This window comes from Candidatus Neomarinimicrobiota bacterium (assembly GCA_022573815.1).
In the GTDB taxonomy this organism is placed as follows: domain Bacteria; phylum Fidelibacterota; class SORT01; order SORT01; family SORT01; genus JACZTG01.
Map to the genome: position 1 here is coordinate 43,428 of JACZTG010000013.1, position 13,872 is coordinate 57,299.

Sequence of the window (13,872 nt, forward strand, 5' to 3'; positions counted from 1 at the left end):
GATTCAAACTTCGAAAAGGACTGCCTGGCAAGGTATTGACCTTTTACTCTCTTCAAGAAGGTTCCTCCTTGCGGTATGTCACTTGAAAATTAAGTTTATTATGCAAGAGACGGCTTTTTATTTCAGCTCTACTGTGGCGCCTGCCTCTTCTAAAGTTGCTTTTGCTTTCTCTGCTTCCTCTTTTGTTACTCCCTCAAGAACGTTGCCCGGGGCTTTATCAACGACATCTTTCGCCTCGGTCAATCCTAAGTCCGTCATCGCTCTAACAGCTTTAATTACCTGTATCTTCTGGCCTCCTATCTCTGTCAAAACAACATTGAATTCGGTCTTTTCCGCAACTGCCTCTTCTCCGCCGCCGCTTGCTGCCTCTACTGCTACCGGTGCTGCTGCCGTTACGCCGAATTTTTCTTCAATGTCCGCAATCAGCTCGGAAACTTCGAGCATATTTGCCTTTTCAAGATATGTGAGCACATCATCCTTTTTGATGGTTGCCATTATTAGAATTTCCTCCTAATTATCATGTTTATAAATTTCAAATTTTATTCCTGCTTACTACTCTTAAAAGCGTCTAATACACCGACAAGGTTCGTCATCGAAGCTTGAAGCGTTGCCGCAAGCGTCCTCATCGGACTTTGCAGATCACCCAGGAGACGGCTAAAGAGCTCGTCTCGTGACGGTAATTTCGCTATCTCACTAAATTTATCAGCGCCGAATATCTCACCGTCAAACCAGCAGGCTTTTACTTCCATCTTATCATGCTCTTTAGTGAAATCGCTGATTACCTTCGCCGGAGTGGCAGGGTCTTCATAGCTTAAAGCTATCCCGGTAGGCCCTACCAAATATTCTGACAGTCCCTCAATTTTCGCTCCCTTGGCCGCTAAATCTATCAATGTGTTCTTAGCCACGCGATATTCAACCCCAACAGCGCCGAGTTTCCTTCGGAATTCCACAGCTTCTTCCACTGTCAATCCCGTGAAGTCCGTTATATATATCCCCGTCGCCTTACTTAATTTTTCCGTAAGTTCCTTGACGATTTCTTCTTTTTGAGGATTAGGCATCTATCATACTCTCCATCAGTGAATATTAAATTTATTTAGCTCCCGCCGACAATTTATCTACTTTGATACCGGGTCCCATTGATGACGATAAAGTCATCGACTGGAAATATATTCCTTTGGAGGCTACCGGTTTCAAACGTACGATTGCGCCTACAAGACTTTTAATGTTATCCGCAAGTTTATCTTCATCGAACGACATTTTTCCTACGGGAGTATGAACAACTCCGAATTTGTCCGTTCTCAGTTCCAATCTTCCCGCTTTCAATTCTTTTACGGCTTTTCCTATATCCATTGTCACCGTTCCGCTCTTGGGATTAGGCATTAGTCCGCGCGGCCCAAGTATCCTTCCCAGCTTTCCAAGCTCTGCCATAGTATCCGGAGTGGCGACAATAACGTCGGCATCAGTCCAACCGCCGTTTATCTTTTCAAGAATATCTTCAAATCCGACCATATCGGCGCCGGCTTCGGTGGCCTCTTTTTGCTTTTCGCCTTTGGCGATAGCGACAACTTTTATGTCTTTACCGATTCCGTGCGGCAGAGATACCGTCCCTCTTATCTGCTGTTCGGCGTGCTTCGGATCTACGCCGAGATTTATGGATAATTCCACCGTCTCGTCAAATTTTGAAGTGCTGAATCCCTTCAGTAGTTTTATCGCGTCCGTCAGCGAATATTTTTCCATCCTGTCTATCTTTTCGAAGTTCTCTTTATATCGTCTCGAACGTGTCATCTTATTCGCCCTCTATAAGGATGCCCATACTTCTCGCGGTACCGGCGATTATCTTCATCGCCTGATCTATACTGTTTGCGTTAAGGTCAACCATTTTCATCTCGGCGATCTTTCGGACATCTTCCTTTTTTATATCCGCAACTTTCTCTTTGTTCGGTTCACCCGAACCTTTCTGTATCTTCGCCGCCTTCAGCAGAAGGTCGGATGCGGGAGGAGTTTTCGTTATAAATGTAAATGTCCGGTCTGTATATATCGTCAATTTTGCGGGCACGATATAGCCGCGCATCTTTTCTGTCCGCGAATTATATGCCTTGCAAAATTCCATTATATTTACGCCGTGCGCTCCGAGAGCAGGTCCCACAGGAGGAGCCGGCGACGCCGCCCCACCTTGAATATGCAACGTAATTTTTGCTTCTACTGTTTTAGCCATAGTCCTCTACTTCTCTATTTGTACTTGAAGAAAGTCAAGCTCGACAGGTGTTGCCCTGCCGAATATGGAAACCATAACTTTAACTTTCTGTTTCTCTTGATTTATCTCTTGAACGTAACCGGAAAAGTCGTTGAACGGTCCGTCAACCACCTTGATGGTATCTCCCACCGCGTACGGCGCTGCCATACCGGCTCCCTTACCCTTATCTTTTGCGTCTCCAAGTATTCTTCTTACTTCATTTTGCCCGAGAGCCTGCGGTTTATTTCCCGGCCCGATAAAATTTAAAACGCCGTAAGCGTCTTCCACCAGGAATTGAGTTTCCTTATCAAGGTCCATCTGAATGAGTACATAACCGGGAAAATTCACTTTTACTCTGTGGCGTTTTTTCCCGTCTCGCATCTCAACAACATTCTCGGTTGGAACGAGTACCTGAAAAATCCTGTCTTCCATTCCCTCGCGCTTTATAGTCGCAAGAAGAGATTCCAATATCTTTCGCTCCTGCCCGCTGAACGTCCGGATGGTATACCATTTTGCCCTATCAACATCAATTTTTTCTTCATCGTCTTCTTCGCCGTCGGCATCTGCTTCTTCGGCAGCGTGCGGTACTGGCGCTACAGGCTCATCCGGTGATATATAAGGAACAGATTCAGCTTCTGCTACTTCCTCAGTTTCAGATTCTTCTTCAACTTCAGCTTCTGCTACTTCCTCAGTTTCAGATTCTTCTTTAACTTCAGCTTCTGCTACTTCCTCAGTTTCAGATTCTTCTTCAACTTCAGCTTCTGTTACTTCCTCGGGTTCCGCCTCAGTTTCAGTTTCGGCTTGAGTCTCATCCTCTACCTTTTCCTCAACTTCAACCGCCTCATCCTGAATCACTTCGGATTCGGGGGTTTCATTTTCAATATTCTTTTTCGCAGCCATCTCCTTAATTACCTTTTATCGAAGCAATGCTCCGACGATCCCAACTAAAATTGTGTCGACTGTCAATAAAAAAACGGCCAGCACTCCGGAAAGAACAAGCACTACAATAGTAGAACCTTTCAGCTCTTCCCAGCTGGGCCATGAGACTTTTCTCATTTCAAACACTACGCCGATAAAGAAATTTTTTATTCTTTCAATCACTTTCTATTTCGCCATCTCTTCTGTGCAGGCCTGGGGGGATTCGAACCCACAACATCCGGTTTTGGAGACCGGCGCTCTACCAATTGGAGCTACAGGCCTATAAACACTCATAAGCTTACTTGGTCTCTTTGTGCTGCGTATGCTTCAAGCAAAATCTGCAATACTTTTTATGCTCTACCCTGTCAGGATGAAGACTTTTATTTTTCGTAGTATCGTAGTTCCGATGATTGCATACGGTACATTCAAGAGTTATTTTATCCCTCATAAACTATTCTATTATCTCTGTTACTACGCCTGCGCCGACTGTATGTCCGCCCTCGCGGATTGCGAACCTGAGTTCCTTCTCCATTGCGATTGGCGATATCAATTCAACTTCAAGGTTCACGTTATCGCCCGGCATTACCATCTCGCTCCCATCGGGAAGCTTCACAAGACCCGTTACGTCCGTTGTGCGGAAGTAAAACTGCGGTCTGTAACCTTTGAAGAACGGCGTGTGACGACCGCCCTCGTCTTTCGACAGGATATATATCTCGCCCCTGAACTTCGTATGAGGCTTGATCGAACCCGGTTTGGCTACTACCATTCCCCGCTTCAGGTATTCCTTGTCAACTCCGCGCATCAGGAGACCGACGTTATCGCCTGCCTCTCCACGGTCAAGAAGTTTCCTGAACATCTCAACACCTGTGATTGTCATCTTCTTATCCGCGTCAAGACCCACAAGCTCCATCTCGTCGCCTACCGTTACAACACCGCGCTCTATCCTGCCTGTGCCTACCGTTCCGCGCCCCGTTATTGAGAATACATCTTCTATAGGCAACAGGAACGGTTTATCTATCTCCCGCTCGGGTATGGGTATATAGGAATCAACTGCGTCAAGCAACTCCTGCAGGCATTTGGTCTTCTCAGCGTCATCAGGATTGTTAAGAGCGTCAAGCGCGCTGCCCTGTATTATCGGTATATCATCGCCCGGGAACTCGTACTTGTTGAGAAGCTCCCGCAGTTCAAGCTCTACGAGCTCGATAAGCTCCGGGTCGTCAACCATATCGGTTTTATTTAAAAATACAACTATGGAGGGGACGTTGACCTGACGGGCTAAAAGCACATGCTCTCTCGTCTGAGGCATAGGACCGTCAGCCGCGGATACTACCAAGATAGCGCCGTCCATCTGGGCGGCTCCCGTTATCATATTCTTGATATAGTCGGCATGACCGGGGCAATCTACGTGAGCGTAATGACGCTCTTCCGTCTCATACTCAACGTGCGCCGTGGCGATAGTGATGCCGCGCTCTTTCTCTTCAGGCGCGTTATCTATGGAATCAAACGAACGTTCGTCCGCTAAACCTTTCTTACTCAAATACATTGTAATGGCGCTGGTCAGTGTGGTCTTACCGTGATCCACATGACCGATCGTTCCGATGTTTACGTGTGGCTTGGTCCTCTCATACTTTTCCTTAGCCATCTATCTCCTCCTCGCCTGACCCGTATCGCGCAGGCTGCTGTTGTATTTCTCAGTCCAAGGTAAGAGCCCACGACCGGATTTGAACCGGTGACCCCGTCCTTACCAAGGACGTGCTCTACCGACTGAGCTACGTGGGCAAATTGCCCAAAAATTCGCATTTCAACTGCCTTAAAATAATCCAAAAAACCACCCATATAAGACAGCTGCAAAAGGTATAAAGGGTAACGTTATCAGTCAAGTAAAAAAGTACCGAAATTAAAATAAATTTGATTATTTTTCCATCATACTGAAATGAATTGATAAATTCGGGTAAATCTTCGCACTTTTGAGTGCGATTTTCTGATAAATGCGGTGCGGGTTTTGAAAACAGCTCAATATCCCCTTCTTTTAAAGGAGGGGTGAATTTCGGCGGAGCCGAAAGAAGGGGTGGTTTCAATCAAGTAGCTCGTCATTCTGAGCGTCTGCCCGACTGATGTCGGGCGGGAAGCGAAGTATCTCCTCCCTGGAGGGAGGTGAGTTTATCCCGATCTATCGGGAGAGGGTGTGATTCTGAAAATATTTTAATATTTTGAGTTACTAAACGGTCACACCCCTCCCCTCTGCGAGGTACTCCCCTCAAGGGGAGAGAAAAAATGGAGCGGGAGACGAGAATCGAACTCGCATGGCTGGCTTGGAAGGCCAGGGCTCTACCATTGAGCTACTCCCGCATTTACTTCGAGCAAATTACTGTGGAGGCGGATGGATTCGAACCACCGTAGGCATACGCCAACAGATTTACAGTCTGTCGCCTTTAACCACTCGGCCACACCTCCATGTGGAGCCACCAGCAGGAATCGAACCCGCGACCTGCTGATTACAAATCAGCTGCTCTTCCATCTGAGCTATGGTGGCGCTACAGCCAAGTAATCTCAAATATAATTTAGTCATAGTCAAGATTTAATTCACCAATAATAGAGAGATATCTCATAATAATTCACTTTGATCCGATAGTAATTCTTATGGCGACATCAGTGATAATAGGGATATTGGAACAAAACCTTCAAGCAGCGGGAGACTCTTTCCTCCAATCTGTGGTGGCAAAATGTGACTTGGCTAACATTAATAGTGCTAATAAGTTGACGATAATCACACAAAACAGTGTAAAACGCTTAAATCGTGTAAAATGTGCTTTGCGTCATACCTCGTTATCTGAATAACTATCATATTTGCAGCAACTGAAAAATGAGAAGGAAAATGAAAAATATGAATAATACAGTCAGGCGGGAAAGAGCAGGATACGGATACTGATGGGAACTGAATTTTCCACAGATAGCGTTTTGCCTTCGATGAAAATTATTGAAATAAATCTGAAAGGAGTAAACTAATGGGACAACAACAATTACTACTCATTGTCCTGGGAACCATCATCGTCGGTGTGGCGGTGATCGTAGGCATAAATATGTTTACCACGGGCGCCGTGAACGCGGAACGGGACGCTCTATTACAGGACGTTAATGCGGTGGCAGCCTCAGCCGCATCTTACTGGCGTAAACCCTCTGCTTTGGGAGGCGGAAACAGAACGTTCGTCGGCGTCACAGACGTGACTACATTCGGGGCTGATTCGTCAAATGCTAACGGTAACATCATTATGTCAGCGGTTACGGCAACAAGTTTCACGGTAACCGCGACAGGAGCCAATGAAGGCGTCATAATTGTAGCAAGCATTACGCAGCAGGGCGTTTCGGGTACTCCCACAATAACGCTGCCATAAGAGAGATAACAATAATCTGTTAGCGGCAGCTTAACAGCTGCCGCTAATAAACACTAAAAAAGTATTAAATAGAAAGATATACAATAGGAGCCGTTTTATGAACCAGGAAAGATCATCAACGTTAGTAGTCGGAATCGCCATCTTCGGAATTCTGATAATGACCGCTATCGGCTGGTATGTAATTGACGATGTGAAGACTCAAAATGAACTTTTCCACAGCAAAGTTTACGGTCAATACGAATATCTTCTTGCCGACTTTGATATAGAACGCAGAGTATTACTTATGGAATTTAACAGTCTTATGCAGGGAGTGCAGGAAATTTCTCAGACAGCCAAATCATTTTGGGATATGCCTGTTTCGAGAGGGATTCAGCGTCCGAAATTTATCGGTGCGAAGCAGATAACCGCATTCGCTACCGACTCCACTTTCGAGTGGGGTACTTACGAAATCGCCAGTATATCGGACGACCATTTCACAGTTGTCGCCAAAGGCAGATATACAGGATTAGAATTTTCCGCCATCATAAATAAAGATGGATTGGTCTCATGGAAACCGGTAAAAATGCCTCCTTTAGACAGGATTAAAAGATGAGGCATTCAATGTAAATTTTATTAGAATTCCTAACAACCACAATGCTCCGCCATTTAAAGGTAAATTGCTCATGGTGCTACCCTTTGGCGGGGCATTATCTTATCTGTATTAACCGCTCCCCGCATTCTGCGGGACTTAGCCCCTATCCCTTCCTTTCAAAGGATGGGTGAATACCAAAGTCAAAATATGCAACGAATTGACACTATAGAGGTAATATCGGCAATATATTGCCGATATTACCTCTTTTTATCATCTGATTTATACTTCCCCGCCGCAAATAGCCGCAAATCCGGCGTTTCATATATTTGGTACGAGATTTGCTCTAAATAAACACAGTAGTTGAATTGCAACACAATTTTGGAGGGGGAGAGTTTAAAATGGACGAGTTAGACCTGATTCGCGCGGTATCAAAAGAATGCGGGTTACCACAATACCAGACGTACGAAATTCTCAATTCGTTAGCATCAAATATACGGGAAATGTTACGAAATCAAGGAAGCGTGACCCTATCCGGGTTGGGAACTTTTTACAGTTCTGTTCAATCAAGGAAAAACAATAAAAGTTTGACCGCCGGAGAGGCGATAAAGTACTACGTCACTCATGTCCCTGAGTTTCATCCGGCGTCCAAATTGTTGTCTACTTTGGAAGACTGACCGAGTTTGGATTAAACTCTCCCGAATCTCCTTCCGGGATTCATTCTAAAAAATCTTATCTTAACGAAGCCATCTTCTTTGTCTGTCGGATGCACCAGACCGAAGTCGGTAGAAGTATATTCCGGATGACAGATCGAATGCGCTTATTTGTTGACTCTATCTAACTCTTTCCTGACTATCTTTCCCAATATCTCAACGGTATAGGGCTTGGTGACATAGCTGCCGACTCCAAGCTTTTGAGCCCGTCAATTCCAAGATACGGATATATTCAAATCAAGCTAATTCGAATATTCCGAAATCATCTATCGGGATTCGCAATGACAAGAAGACAGACTAATTTGAATTATAAAAAATCTATAAATCAGATTAGCAACTTCGCATTTATTTTGCACGAAACCCTTTTACTTTCTCATCGTTTCATTTTATTCTTACAGATCGTCTTCTTATAGGATAATGCTATTAACCGGTACGATTACATTATTATAGGTTCAGGATTCGGCGGCTCAGTATCCGCTATGCGGCTTTCCGAAAAGGGATATAAAGTCCTTGTAGTGGAAAAAGGGAAATGGTTCGGCGCTGAAGACTTCCCCAAGACAAATTGGAACCTGAAGAAGTGGCTCTGGCTTCCGCTTCTCAAATTTCACGGTTTTTTCAAGATAACTCTATTCAAGAATATCACTATTTTGTCGGGTGTTGGAGTCGGCGGAGGCTCGCTCGTTTATGCTAATGTCCTCCCCGTTCCGGAAAGTAAGTTCTTTAATTCCGGTTCGTGGGCAAACCTCAACGATTGGGAAAGCGAGCTCGAACCCTATTATAAGGAAGCGCTGCGGATGCTGGGCGCAACTCTCAATCCCCGCTTAGAAATCGGCGATATCGCTTTGAAAAATCTCGCCTCGAAAATGGGCAAGTCAGGTTCCTTTGCTCCTACCAATGTATCTGTTTATTTCGGTGAAGAGGGAGTCAGCGCTTCCGATCCTTATTTCGACGGAAAAGGACCCGACCGAACAGGCTGTATTTTCTGCGGAGGTTGTATGACAGGCTGCCGGCACAACGCGAAAAACAGTCTGGATAAGAATTATCTCTATTTCGCCCAGCGCAACGGCGCGGAGATAATAGCCGAATCGGAAGTGACGAACGTGGAACCGATAGACAGTTCATCAGGAAAATACGGCTACAAAGTCAGCTGGCGAACTTCTACTTCCCTTTTTAAAAAATCCGATCACGCAACAGCCGACGGAATCATATTTGCCGGCGGAGTTCTCGGCACTGTTAAGCTGCTTCTAAAACTCAAAAACTCATCACTTCCGAATCTCTCTTCTGCTGTCGGAAAGATGGTTCGCACTAATTCAGAAAGTCTCATCGGTGTTACAACTTTTGATAAAGAAAAGGTTATGTCCGACGGAATAGCAATCGGCTCGTCCCTGCGGACAGATGAAGATACTCACGTGGAGCCGGTTCGTTACGGAGCGGGTTCGGGATTTTGGAGATTGCTTATGTTCCCTATGGCTCACGGCAGAAACCCTTTTGTCCGATTAACCAAAGCGTTATGGGATCTCGTTTCCCGACCTATCCAAAATTTGCGTGTGATGTTCGTTTCAGACTTCGCCAAACGGACGCAGATACTTCTTTTTATGCAATCCATTGACAGTACATTGCGATTTACGAAAGGTCTGTTCGGAATGAGCTCCTCTATGGAAAGCGGCAAAGCGCCCTCTGCCTTTATTCCCGAAGCCAGGGAGATAACCGAAAAGTTCGCTAAAGAAGTAAACGGTAAACCGATGGTGCTGCTGACCGAAACTGTTCTCGGCATCCCTACCACCGCTCATATTCTCGGCGGCAGTGTAATGGGAGCCGACGAAAGCGAGGGCGTTATTGACAAAAATAACAGAGTATTCGGTTATGAAAATATGCTTGTCTGTGACGGCTCAACGATTTCCGCTAATCCCGGTGTGAACCCGTCTCTGACCATTACCGCTCTTACTGAAAGAGCTATGAGCTTGATTCCGTCGAAGGGGAGCTGAGCAGTTTAATTTTGTGTCATTGCGGGCGAAGTAATGACCGAAGAATTTGTCTTCCCCTCCTTTCCAAGGAGGGGATAAAGGGGTGGTTATCTATAATCAATCTCAGTTCTTTCGGTTTCGCAATATTGAGATTGCCGCGTTATTCCGGCTAAAACAGCCGATTCCTAATTCATACTCGACACGTTTTCATCCCCCCAATTCAAGCGGCGTTTTACACTGTCGAGCATCCTGATTTGAGCTTCATTATAGACTGAATCCGCAAAGGCAATTTCTGCGAGGGAAATTAGGAGGTTATCTCTCATTTCTTCATCCAAATGTGGAAGAGCTTTAACGCACTGTCTGCCGTAAATCAGAGCCTCTTCGATGTTCATCTTAGAAAAGTCTTCAATTTCTCGGACAACTTCGCTGTGAGAGAATCCGTATCTTGCCATGAGTTCCCTGAGCTTCGCAATCTCCTTCATATCAATTCGCTCGTCACTACCCGCCATAGCAATACACAATCCTATAAATGCTTTTTTTGGCTCAAATTTATGCATCCGTACAACTTAACCTCCCGAACATGGCGCATCCCAATCGTACCAATAATTTAACAGGAATAATATATGGTAGTGTGTTCTCCGTCAAATCGGCATTAAACGAGTTAAATGCTTTTAACTCAATAATTTAGCAATAGCTCCCTAAACGAAAAAATAATGGAATCGAATATCAGCATAAGTGCCATATTATCAATTAGATAGGTTATTTTTTTGATTCTTTCTCTTCAATGAATCTAAATTGGTACCATAATTCTTCTTTTATATGTGTTGCAGAGTTAATATATTTTAAGTCAGTATTTCATCTTTGGAATAAAGTGTAAAAATCATTTCGGACTTAACGGGAGCTGGATTGACAGATTTCGAGAAAATAAGAGCTGGGATAGAAAAAGAAATCAATAAACTGCGTGAAGAATACGTTGGCGAAGAATATTCATCGGATGAACAACTCAAAGATTTCGCAGTTTCTCAGCTTAAGGAAGAAGGTTTAAAGGCGGTCTTCGAATATGCTCCTGACGCATATTACCTGTACAACTTGTCCGGTAAGTTTGTGGACGGAAACTTGATGGCTGAGGAAATATCCGGCTATCAGCGTGACGAGCTTATAGGCAGAAGTTTTATGAATCTGAAAATTCTTTCTTCGCCTGATATTATTAAGGCGGCAAAACATCTTTTCCTAAATATAATGGGCAGGGCTACAGGCCCGGATAATTTCACGTTTATCAGGAAAGACGGAAGTAAGATAGAATTAGAAATACGCACATACCCTGTGAAAATCGAAGGTAAAAAGCTGGTGTTGGGGATAGCAAGAGATGTTTCGGAACGAAACAGGATTCAGCAGCAGATAAAAGAGTTAAATCGAACATTGGATGAAAAAGTCGTTAAAAGAACCGAAGAACTTAAAGTCGCAAACGAAGAGCTACATAAGGATATTATAGAAAGGCTCCATGCGGAAGAAGCCCTCCATCAAAGTGAAGAACGCTTCAGACATATTATCAACAATGCAGGCGATATTATCTATAATACCGACAGGAAAGGTAATTTAACATACTACAATCCCACCACCGCCCGGATTATGAACTACACTGAGAAAGAGCTGCAAAAGAAAAACTATATGGATATGATTCGGCCGGACTATCGCAAAGAGGTAAAGAAATTCTATACCAAACAATTGATGGAAAAGACTTTAAATACTTACCTTGAATTTCCCGCTATCAAAGGTGACGGGTCCACCATATGGCTCGGTCAGAACGTCCAGCCGATCCTGAAAAAAGGTAAGGTTAAGGGATTTCAAGCCGTCGCAAGAGACATATCCGATAGGAAAAAAACAGAAAAGAAGCTGAGGGAAAGCGAAAGAAGATACAGGGCGATCTTCGAGAATTCACGTGATGTTATTTATATTACTGATAAGGAGGGTTTTTTCGTTGATATCAATAATTCAGGATTGGAACTCTTCGGTTACACATGGAAAGAATTATCAAAGATTAAATCGAGCGATCTTTATGTAAATCCGGACAAACGAAAAAAATTCCTGGCAGAGCTTGAAACGCACGGATTTGTCCGTGATTACGAATTGAAACTGAAAAATAAAAATGGTGACCACCTTGACTGTTTGATATCGTCGACTATCAGCCCGGCCGCCGATGGAAAAGTGATGAATATTCAGGGAATTATCAGAGACATCACACAACAGAAAAAATCTCAACGCGCTCTCCTCGAAACCGAAAAAAGGTTTCGTGAGTTACTGGAAAACTTGAAAATGATCGCCGTACTTCTCGATTTGGACGGGAAAATCCTGTTTTGCAACGATTTCCTGCTTGACCTTACCGATTATAAGAGAGATGAGATACTGGGCGCTGATTGGTTCGACAATTTCGTGCCTGAGGAAAATCGAAATAAGATGAAAAAACTCTTCTTCGATTCGGCTAAAGAGGGCAAAATACCATCTCATGACGAAAGCAACATTATTACCAGGAGCGGTGAGGAACGGCTCATATTCTGGAATAACACAGCTCTTCGCGACACATCAGGTAATATTTTCGGAACAGCGAGTATCGGTTCGGATATGACAGACAGATACAAAGCCGAAGAACAATTGCGTCATGCGCAGCGTATGGAGGTTATAGGAAAGCTCGCCGGCGGAATCGCCCACGATTTTAATAACGCCCTGACTCCTATATTGGCGTTGAGCCAGATGCACTTAGCAAAAATAGAAGACGACCATCCCGTAAAGAGGGCTTTAAGCACTATAAATAAAAGCGCCAAAAGGGCTACAAAACTTACCGCGCGACTGATGGCTTTCGGGAGGAAACAGGTTCTCGAAACGCACATAATAAACATTAACACAACCCTTATATCTATCGGAGATTTGCTGAAGCGCTCAGTTGGAGATAGCGTGATGCTCAAGATGAAACCGAGTTCTAATCTCTGGAACGTAAAAGCAGACCCGATTCAAATTGAACAGGTTCTTCTAAATCTCGCGATTAATGCGAAAGACGCCTTAAACGAAAAAGGTGAGGTCATAATCCGAACCAGGAACATAACTATCAATAAAAAGAAATCTAATGTTCCGGCGGCGATAGCTCCCGGAGATTATGTCCTCACAACAGTTTCAGATAACGGTCCGGGAATCGAAAAAGAAATTAAGGAACATATTTTCGAACCGTTTTTCACCACAAAAGCAAAAGGACAGGGAACGGGACTTGGATTATCTGTTGTTTATGGTATCGTCAAACAACATCAAGGCGAGATAATATGCAATAGCTCCAATGGAAACGGCACCACTTTTGAAATATACCTCCCTCGCGTTGACGAACCCGTTGAAGAAATCAAACACGAAGCGATTTACAAAGATTATCGCGGCGACGAGGTTATTATGCTGGTTGAAGATGACACTGAAGTCCGCGAAGTGCTTGGCGAAATACTGAAAGATTTGGGGTATATTATAATCGAAGCGGCAGATGATACCATAGCTCAAAAACTCTCAAAGAAATTTACGGGGCAAATTCATCTCCTTCTGACAGATCTGATTCTACCCGGCATAAACGGCAGGGAACTTTCAGAAGTGTTGGTTAAAACCCGAAAAGATATGAAAATACTGTTTATCTCCGGGTATTCTGACGATGTGATAGCAAAGCATGGAGTAATAGATAAGGGTCTGTCCTTCCTACAGAAACCGTTTACAGCCTCGTCTCTCGGGAAAAAAATAAGGGATGTTTTAGAAAGTTAATTCAGCCTTCCGGGCTTCATCCCGTACCAATGATCAAAATAAATTCAGATCTCTCTTTACAGTCCAATGAAGTCACCTTTGATTTCATTCGCGCTTCCGGTCCGGGAGGTCAGAACGTAAACAAGGTCGCTACAGCTGTGCAGCTCCGTTTCAATGTGAGAAATTCTCCTTCGTTAAGCGAAGCGGTTAAGGACCGCCTCATCAGAATTGCGGGGAAAAGAGTATCATCGGAAGGGATACTTATAATTGATGCCCGCCGGCACCGTTCGCAGTCCAAGAATCGTGAAGACGCTCTTAACCG

Annotated in this window: 14 protein-coding genes, 5 tRNA genes and 1 pseudogene; 6 read left to right on the forward strand and 14 right to left on the reverse strand. The window is 44.2% G+C overall.

Annotated elements, in window-relative coordinates:
* Nucleotides 1-117: 117 nt before the first annotated feature.
* The 13 genes from rplL to IIB39_06940 form a co-directional block, all read right to left on the reverse strand.
* Nucleotides 118-486, reverse strand: a complete 369-nt coding sequence (gene rplL, locus IIB39_06880; protein MCH8928427.1) for a 50S ribosomal protein L7/L12 — start codon at nucleotides 484-486, stop codon at nucleotides 118-120.
* A gap of 53 nt (nucleotides 487-539) precedes the next feature.
* On the reverse strand, nucleotides 540-1,058 hold the full coding sequence (gene rplJ / locus IIB39_06885) for a 50S ribosomal protein L10 (GenBank protein MCH8928428.1): 519 nt from the start codon (nucleotides 1,056-1,058) through the stop codon (nucleotides 540-542).
* A 31-nt stretch (nucleotides 1,059-1,089) separates the two neighbouring features.
* The gene (locus tag IIB39_06890; GenBank protein MCH8928429.1) at nucleotides 1,090-1,785 is read right to left on the reverse strand and encodes a 50S ribosomal protein L1; all 696 of its coding nucleotides are present in this window, start codon (nucleotides 1,783-1,785) and stop codon (nucleotides 1,090-1,092) included.
* Nucleotide 1,786: 1 nt separating this feature from the next.
* Complete coding sequence (gene rplK, locus IIB39_06895) at nucleotides 1,787-2,215, reverse strand: 50S ribosomal protein L11 (protein ID MCH8928430.1); 429 nt, start codon at nucleotides 2,213-2,215, stop codon at nucleotides 1,787-1,789.
* A 6-nt stretch (nucleotides 2,216-2,221) separates the two neighbouring features.
* Nucleotides 2,222-3,133, reverse strand: coding sequence for a transcription termination/antitermination factor NusG (gene nusG / locus IIB39_06900; protein ID MCH8928431.1), 912 nt, complete (start codon nucleotides 3,131-3,133; stop codon nucleotides 2,222-2,224).
* Between the two features lie 15 nt (nucleotides 3,134-3,148).
* Entirely contained in the window at nucleotides 3,149-3,334 is a 186-nt protein-coding gene (gene secE / locus IIB39_06905; protein ID MCH8928432.1) for a preprotein translocase subunit SecE, read from the reverse strand.
* Between the two features lie 25 nt (nucleotides 3,335-3,359).
* Nucleotides 3,360-3,433 (reverse strand) — tRNA-Trp (locus IIB39_06910).
* A gap of 16 nt (nucleotides 3,434-3,449) precedes the next feature.
* Nucleotides 3,450-3,599, reverse strand: a complete 150-nt coding sequence (gene rpmG / locus IIB39_06915; protein MCH8928433.1) for a 50S ribosomal protein L33 — start codon at nucleotides 3,597-3,599, stop codon at nucleotides 3,450-3,452.
* Between the two features lie 3 nt (nucleotides 3,600-3,602).
* Entirely contained in the window at nucleotides 3,603-4,793 is a 1,191-nt protein-coding gene (gene tuf / locus IIB39_06920) for an elongation factor Tu (protein ID MCH8928434.1), read from the reverse strand.
* A 64-nt stretch (nucleotides 4,794-4,857) separates the two neighbouring features.
* A tRNA-Thr gene (locus IIB39_06925) sits at nucleotides 4,858-4,930 on the reverse strand.
* Nucleotides 4,931-5,426: 496 nt separating this feature from the next.
* Nucleotides 5,427-5,500 (reverse strand) — tRNA-Gly (locus IIB39_06930).
* A gap of 22 nt (nucleotides 5,501-5,522) precedes the next feature.
* Nucleotides 5,523-5,605: transfer RNA gene (locus tag IIB39_06935), tRNA-Tyr, on the reverse strand.
* A 3-nt stretch (nucleotides 5,606-5,608) separates the two neighbouring features.
* Nucleotides 5,609-5,684, reverse strand: a tRNA-Thr gene (locus IIB39_06940).
* A 472-nt stretch (nucleotides 5,685-6,156) separates the two neighbouring features.
* On the opposite strand from IIB39_06940, the gene IIB39_06945 reads away from it, so the two are divergent.
* The 4 genes and pseudogenes from IIB39_06945 to IIB39_06960 all read left to right on the forward strand — a co-directional run bounded on the left by IIB39_06945 (nucleotide 6,157) and on the right by IIB39_06960 (nucleotide 9,809).
* Complete coding sequence (locus IIB39_06945; protein MCH8928435.1) at nucleotides 6,157-6,543, forward strand: hypothetical protein; 387 nt, start codon at nucleotides 6,157-6,159, stop codon at nucleotides 6,541-6,543.
* A gap of 97 nt (nucleotides 6,544-6,640) precedes the next feature.
* Nucleotides 6,641-7,135: a hypothetical protein gene (locus IIB39_06950; GenBank protein MCH8928436.1), complete on the forward strand. Its 495-nt coding sequence runs from the start codon at nucleotides 6,641-6,643 to the stop codon at nucleotides 7,133-7,135.
* Between the two features lie 377 nt (nucleotides 7,136-7,512).
* Nucleotides 7,513-7,788, forward strand: a complete 276-nt coding sequence (locus tag IIB39_06955; protein MCH8928437.1) for an HU family DNA-binding protein — start codon at nucleotides 7,513-7,515, stop codon at nucleotides 7,786-7,788.
* 467 nt (nucleotides 7,789-8,255) lie between these two features.
* A pseudogene (locus tag IIB39_06960) lies at nucleotides 8,256-9,809 on the forward strand (GMC family oxidoreductase).
* Nucleotides 9,810-9,973: 164 nt separating this feature from the next.
* Here IIB39_06960 and IIB39_06965 read toward each other — a convergent pair.
* Nucleotides 9,974-10,345: a TerB family tellurite resistance protein gene (locus IIB39_06965; protein ID MCH8928438.1), complete on the reverse strand. Its 372-nt coding sequence runs from the start codon at nucleotides 10,343-10,345 to the stop codon at nucleotides 9,974-9,976.
* Between the two features lie 349 nt (nucleotides 10,346-10,694).
* Here IIB39_06965 and IIB39_06970 point away from each other — a divergent pair, with 349 nt between their 5' ends.
* Both IIB39_06970 and arfB read left to right on the forward strand, forming a co-directional pair.
* Nucleotides 10,695-13,571, forward strand: coding sequence for a PAS domain S-box protein (locus tag IIB39_06970; GenBank protein MCH8928439.1), 2,877 nt, complete (start codon nucleotides 10,695-10,697; stop codon nucleotides 13,569-13,571).
* A gap of 29 nt (nucleotides 13,572-13,600) precedes the next feature.
* Nucleotides 13,601-13,872, forward strand: a 272-nt coding sequence (arfB, locus tag IIB39_06975) for an aminoacyl-tRNA hydrolase (GenBank protein MCH8928440.1), incomplete at its 3' end; no start/stop codon positions are given.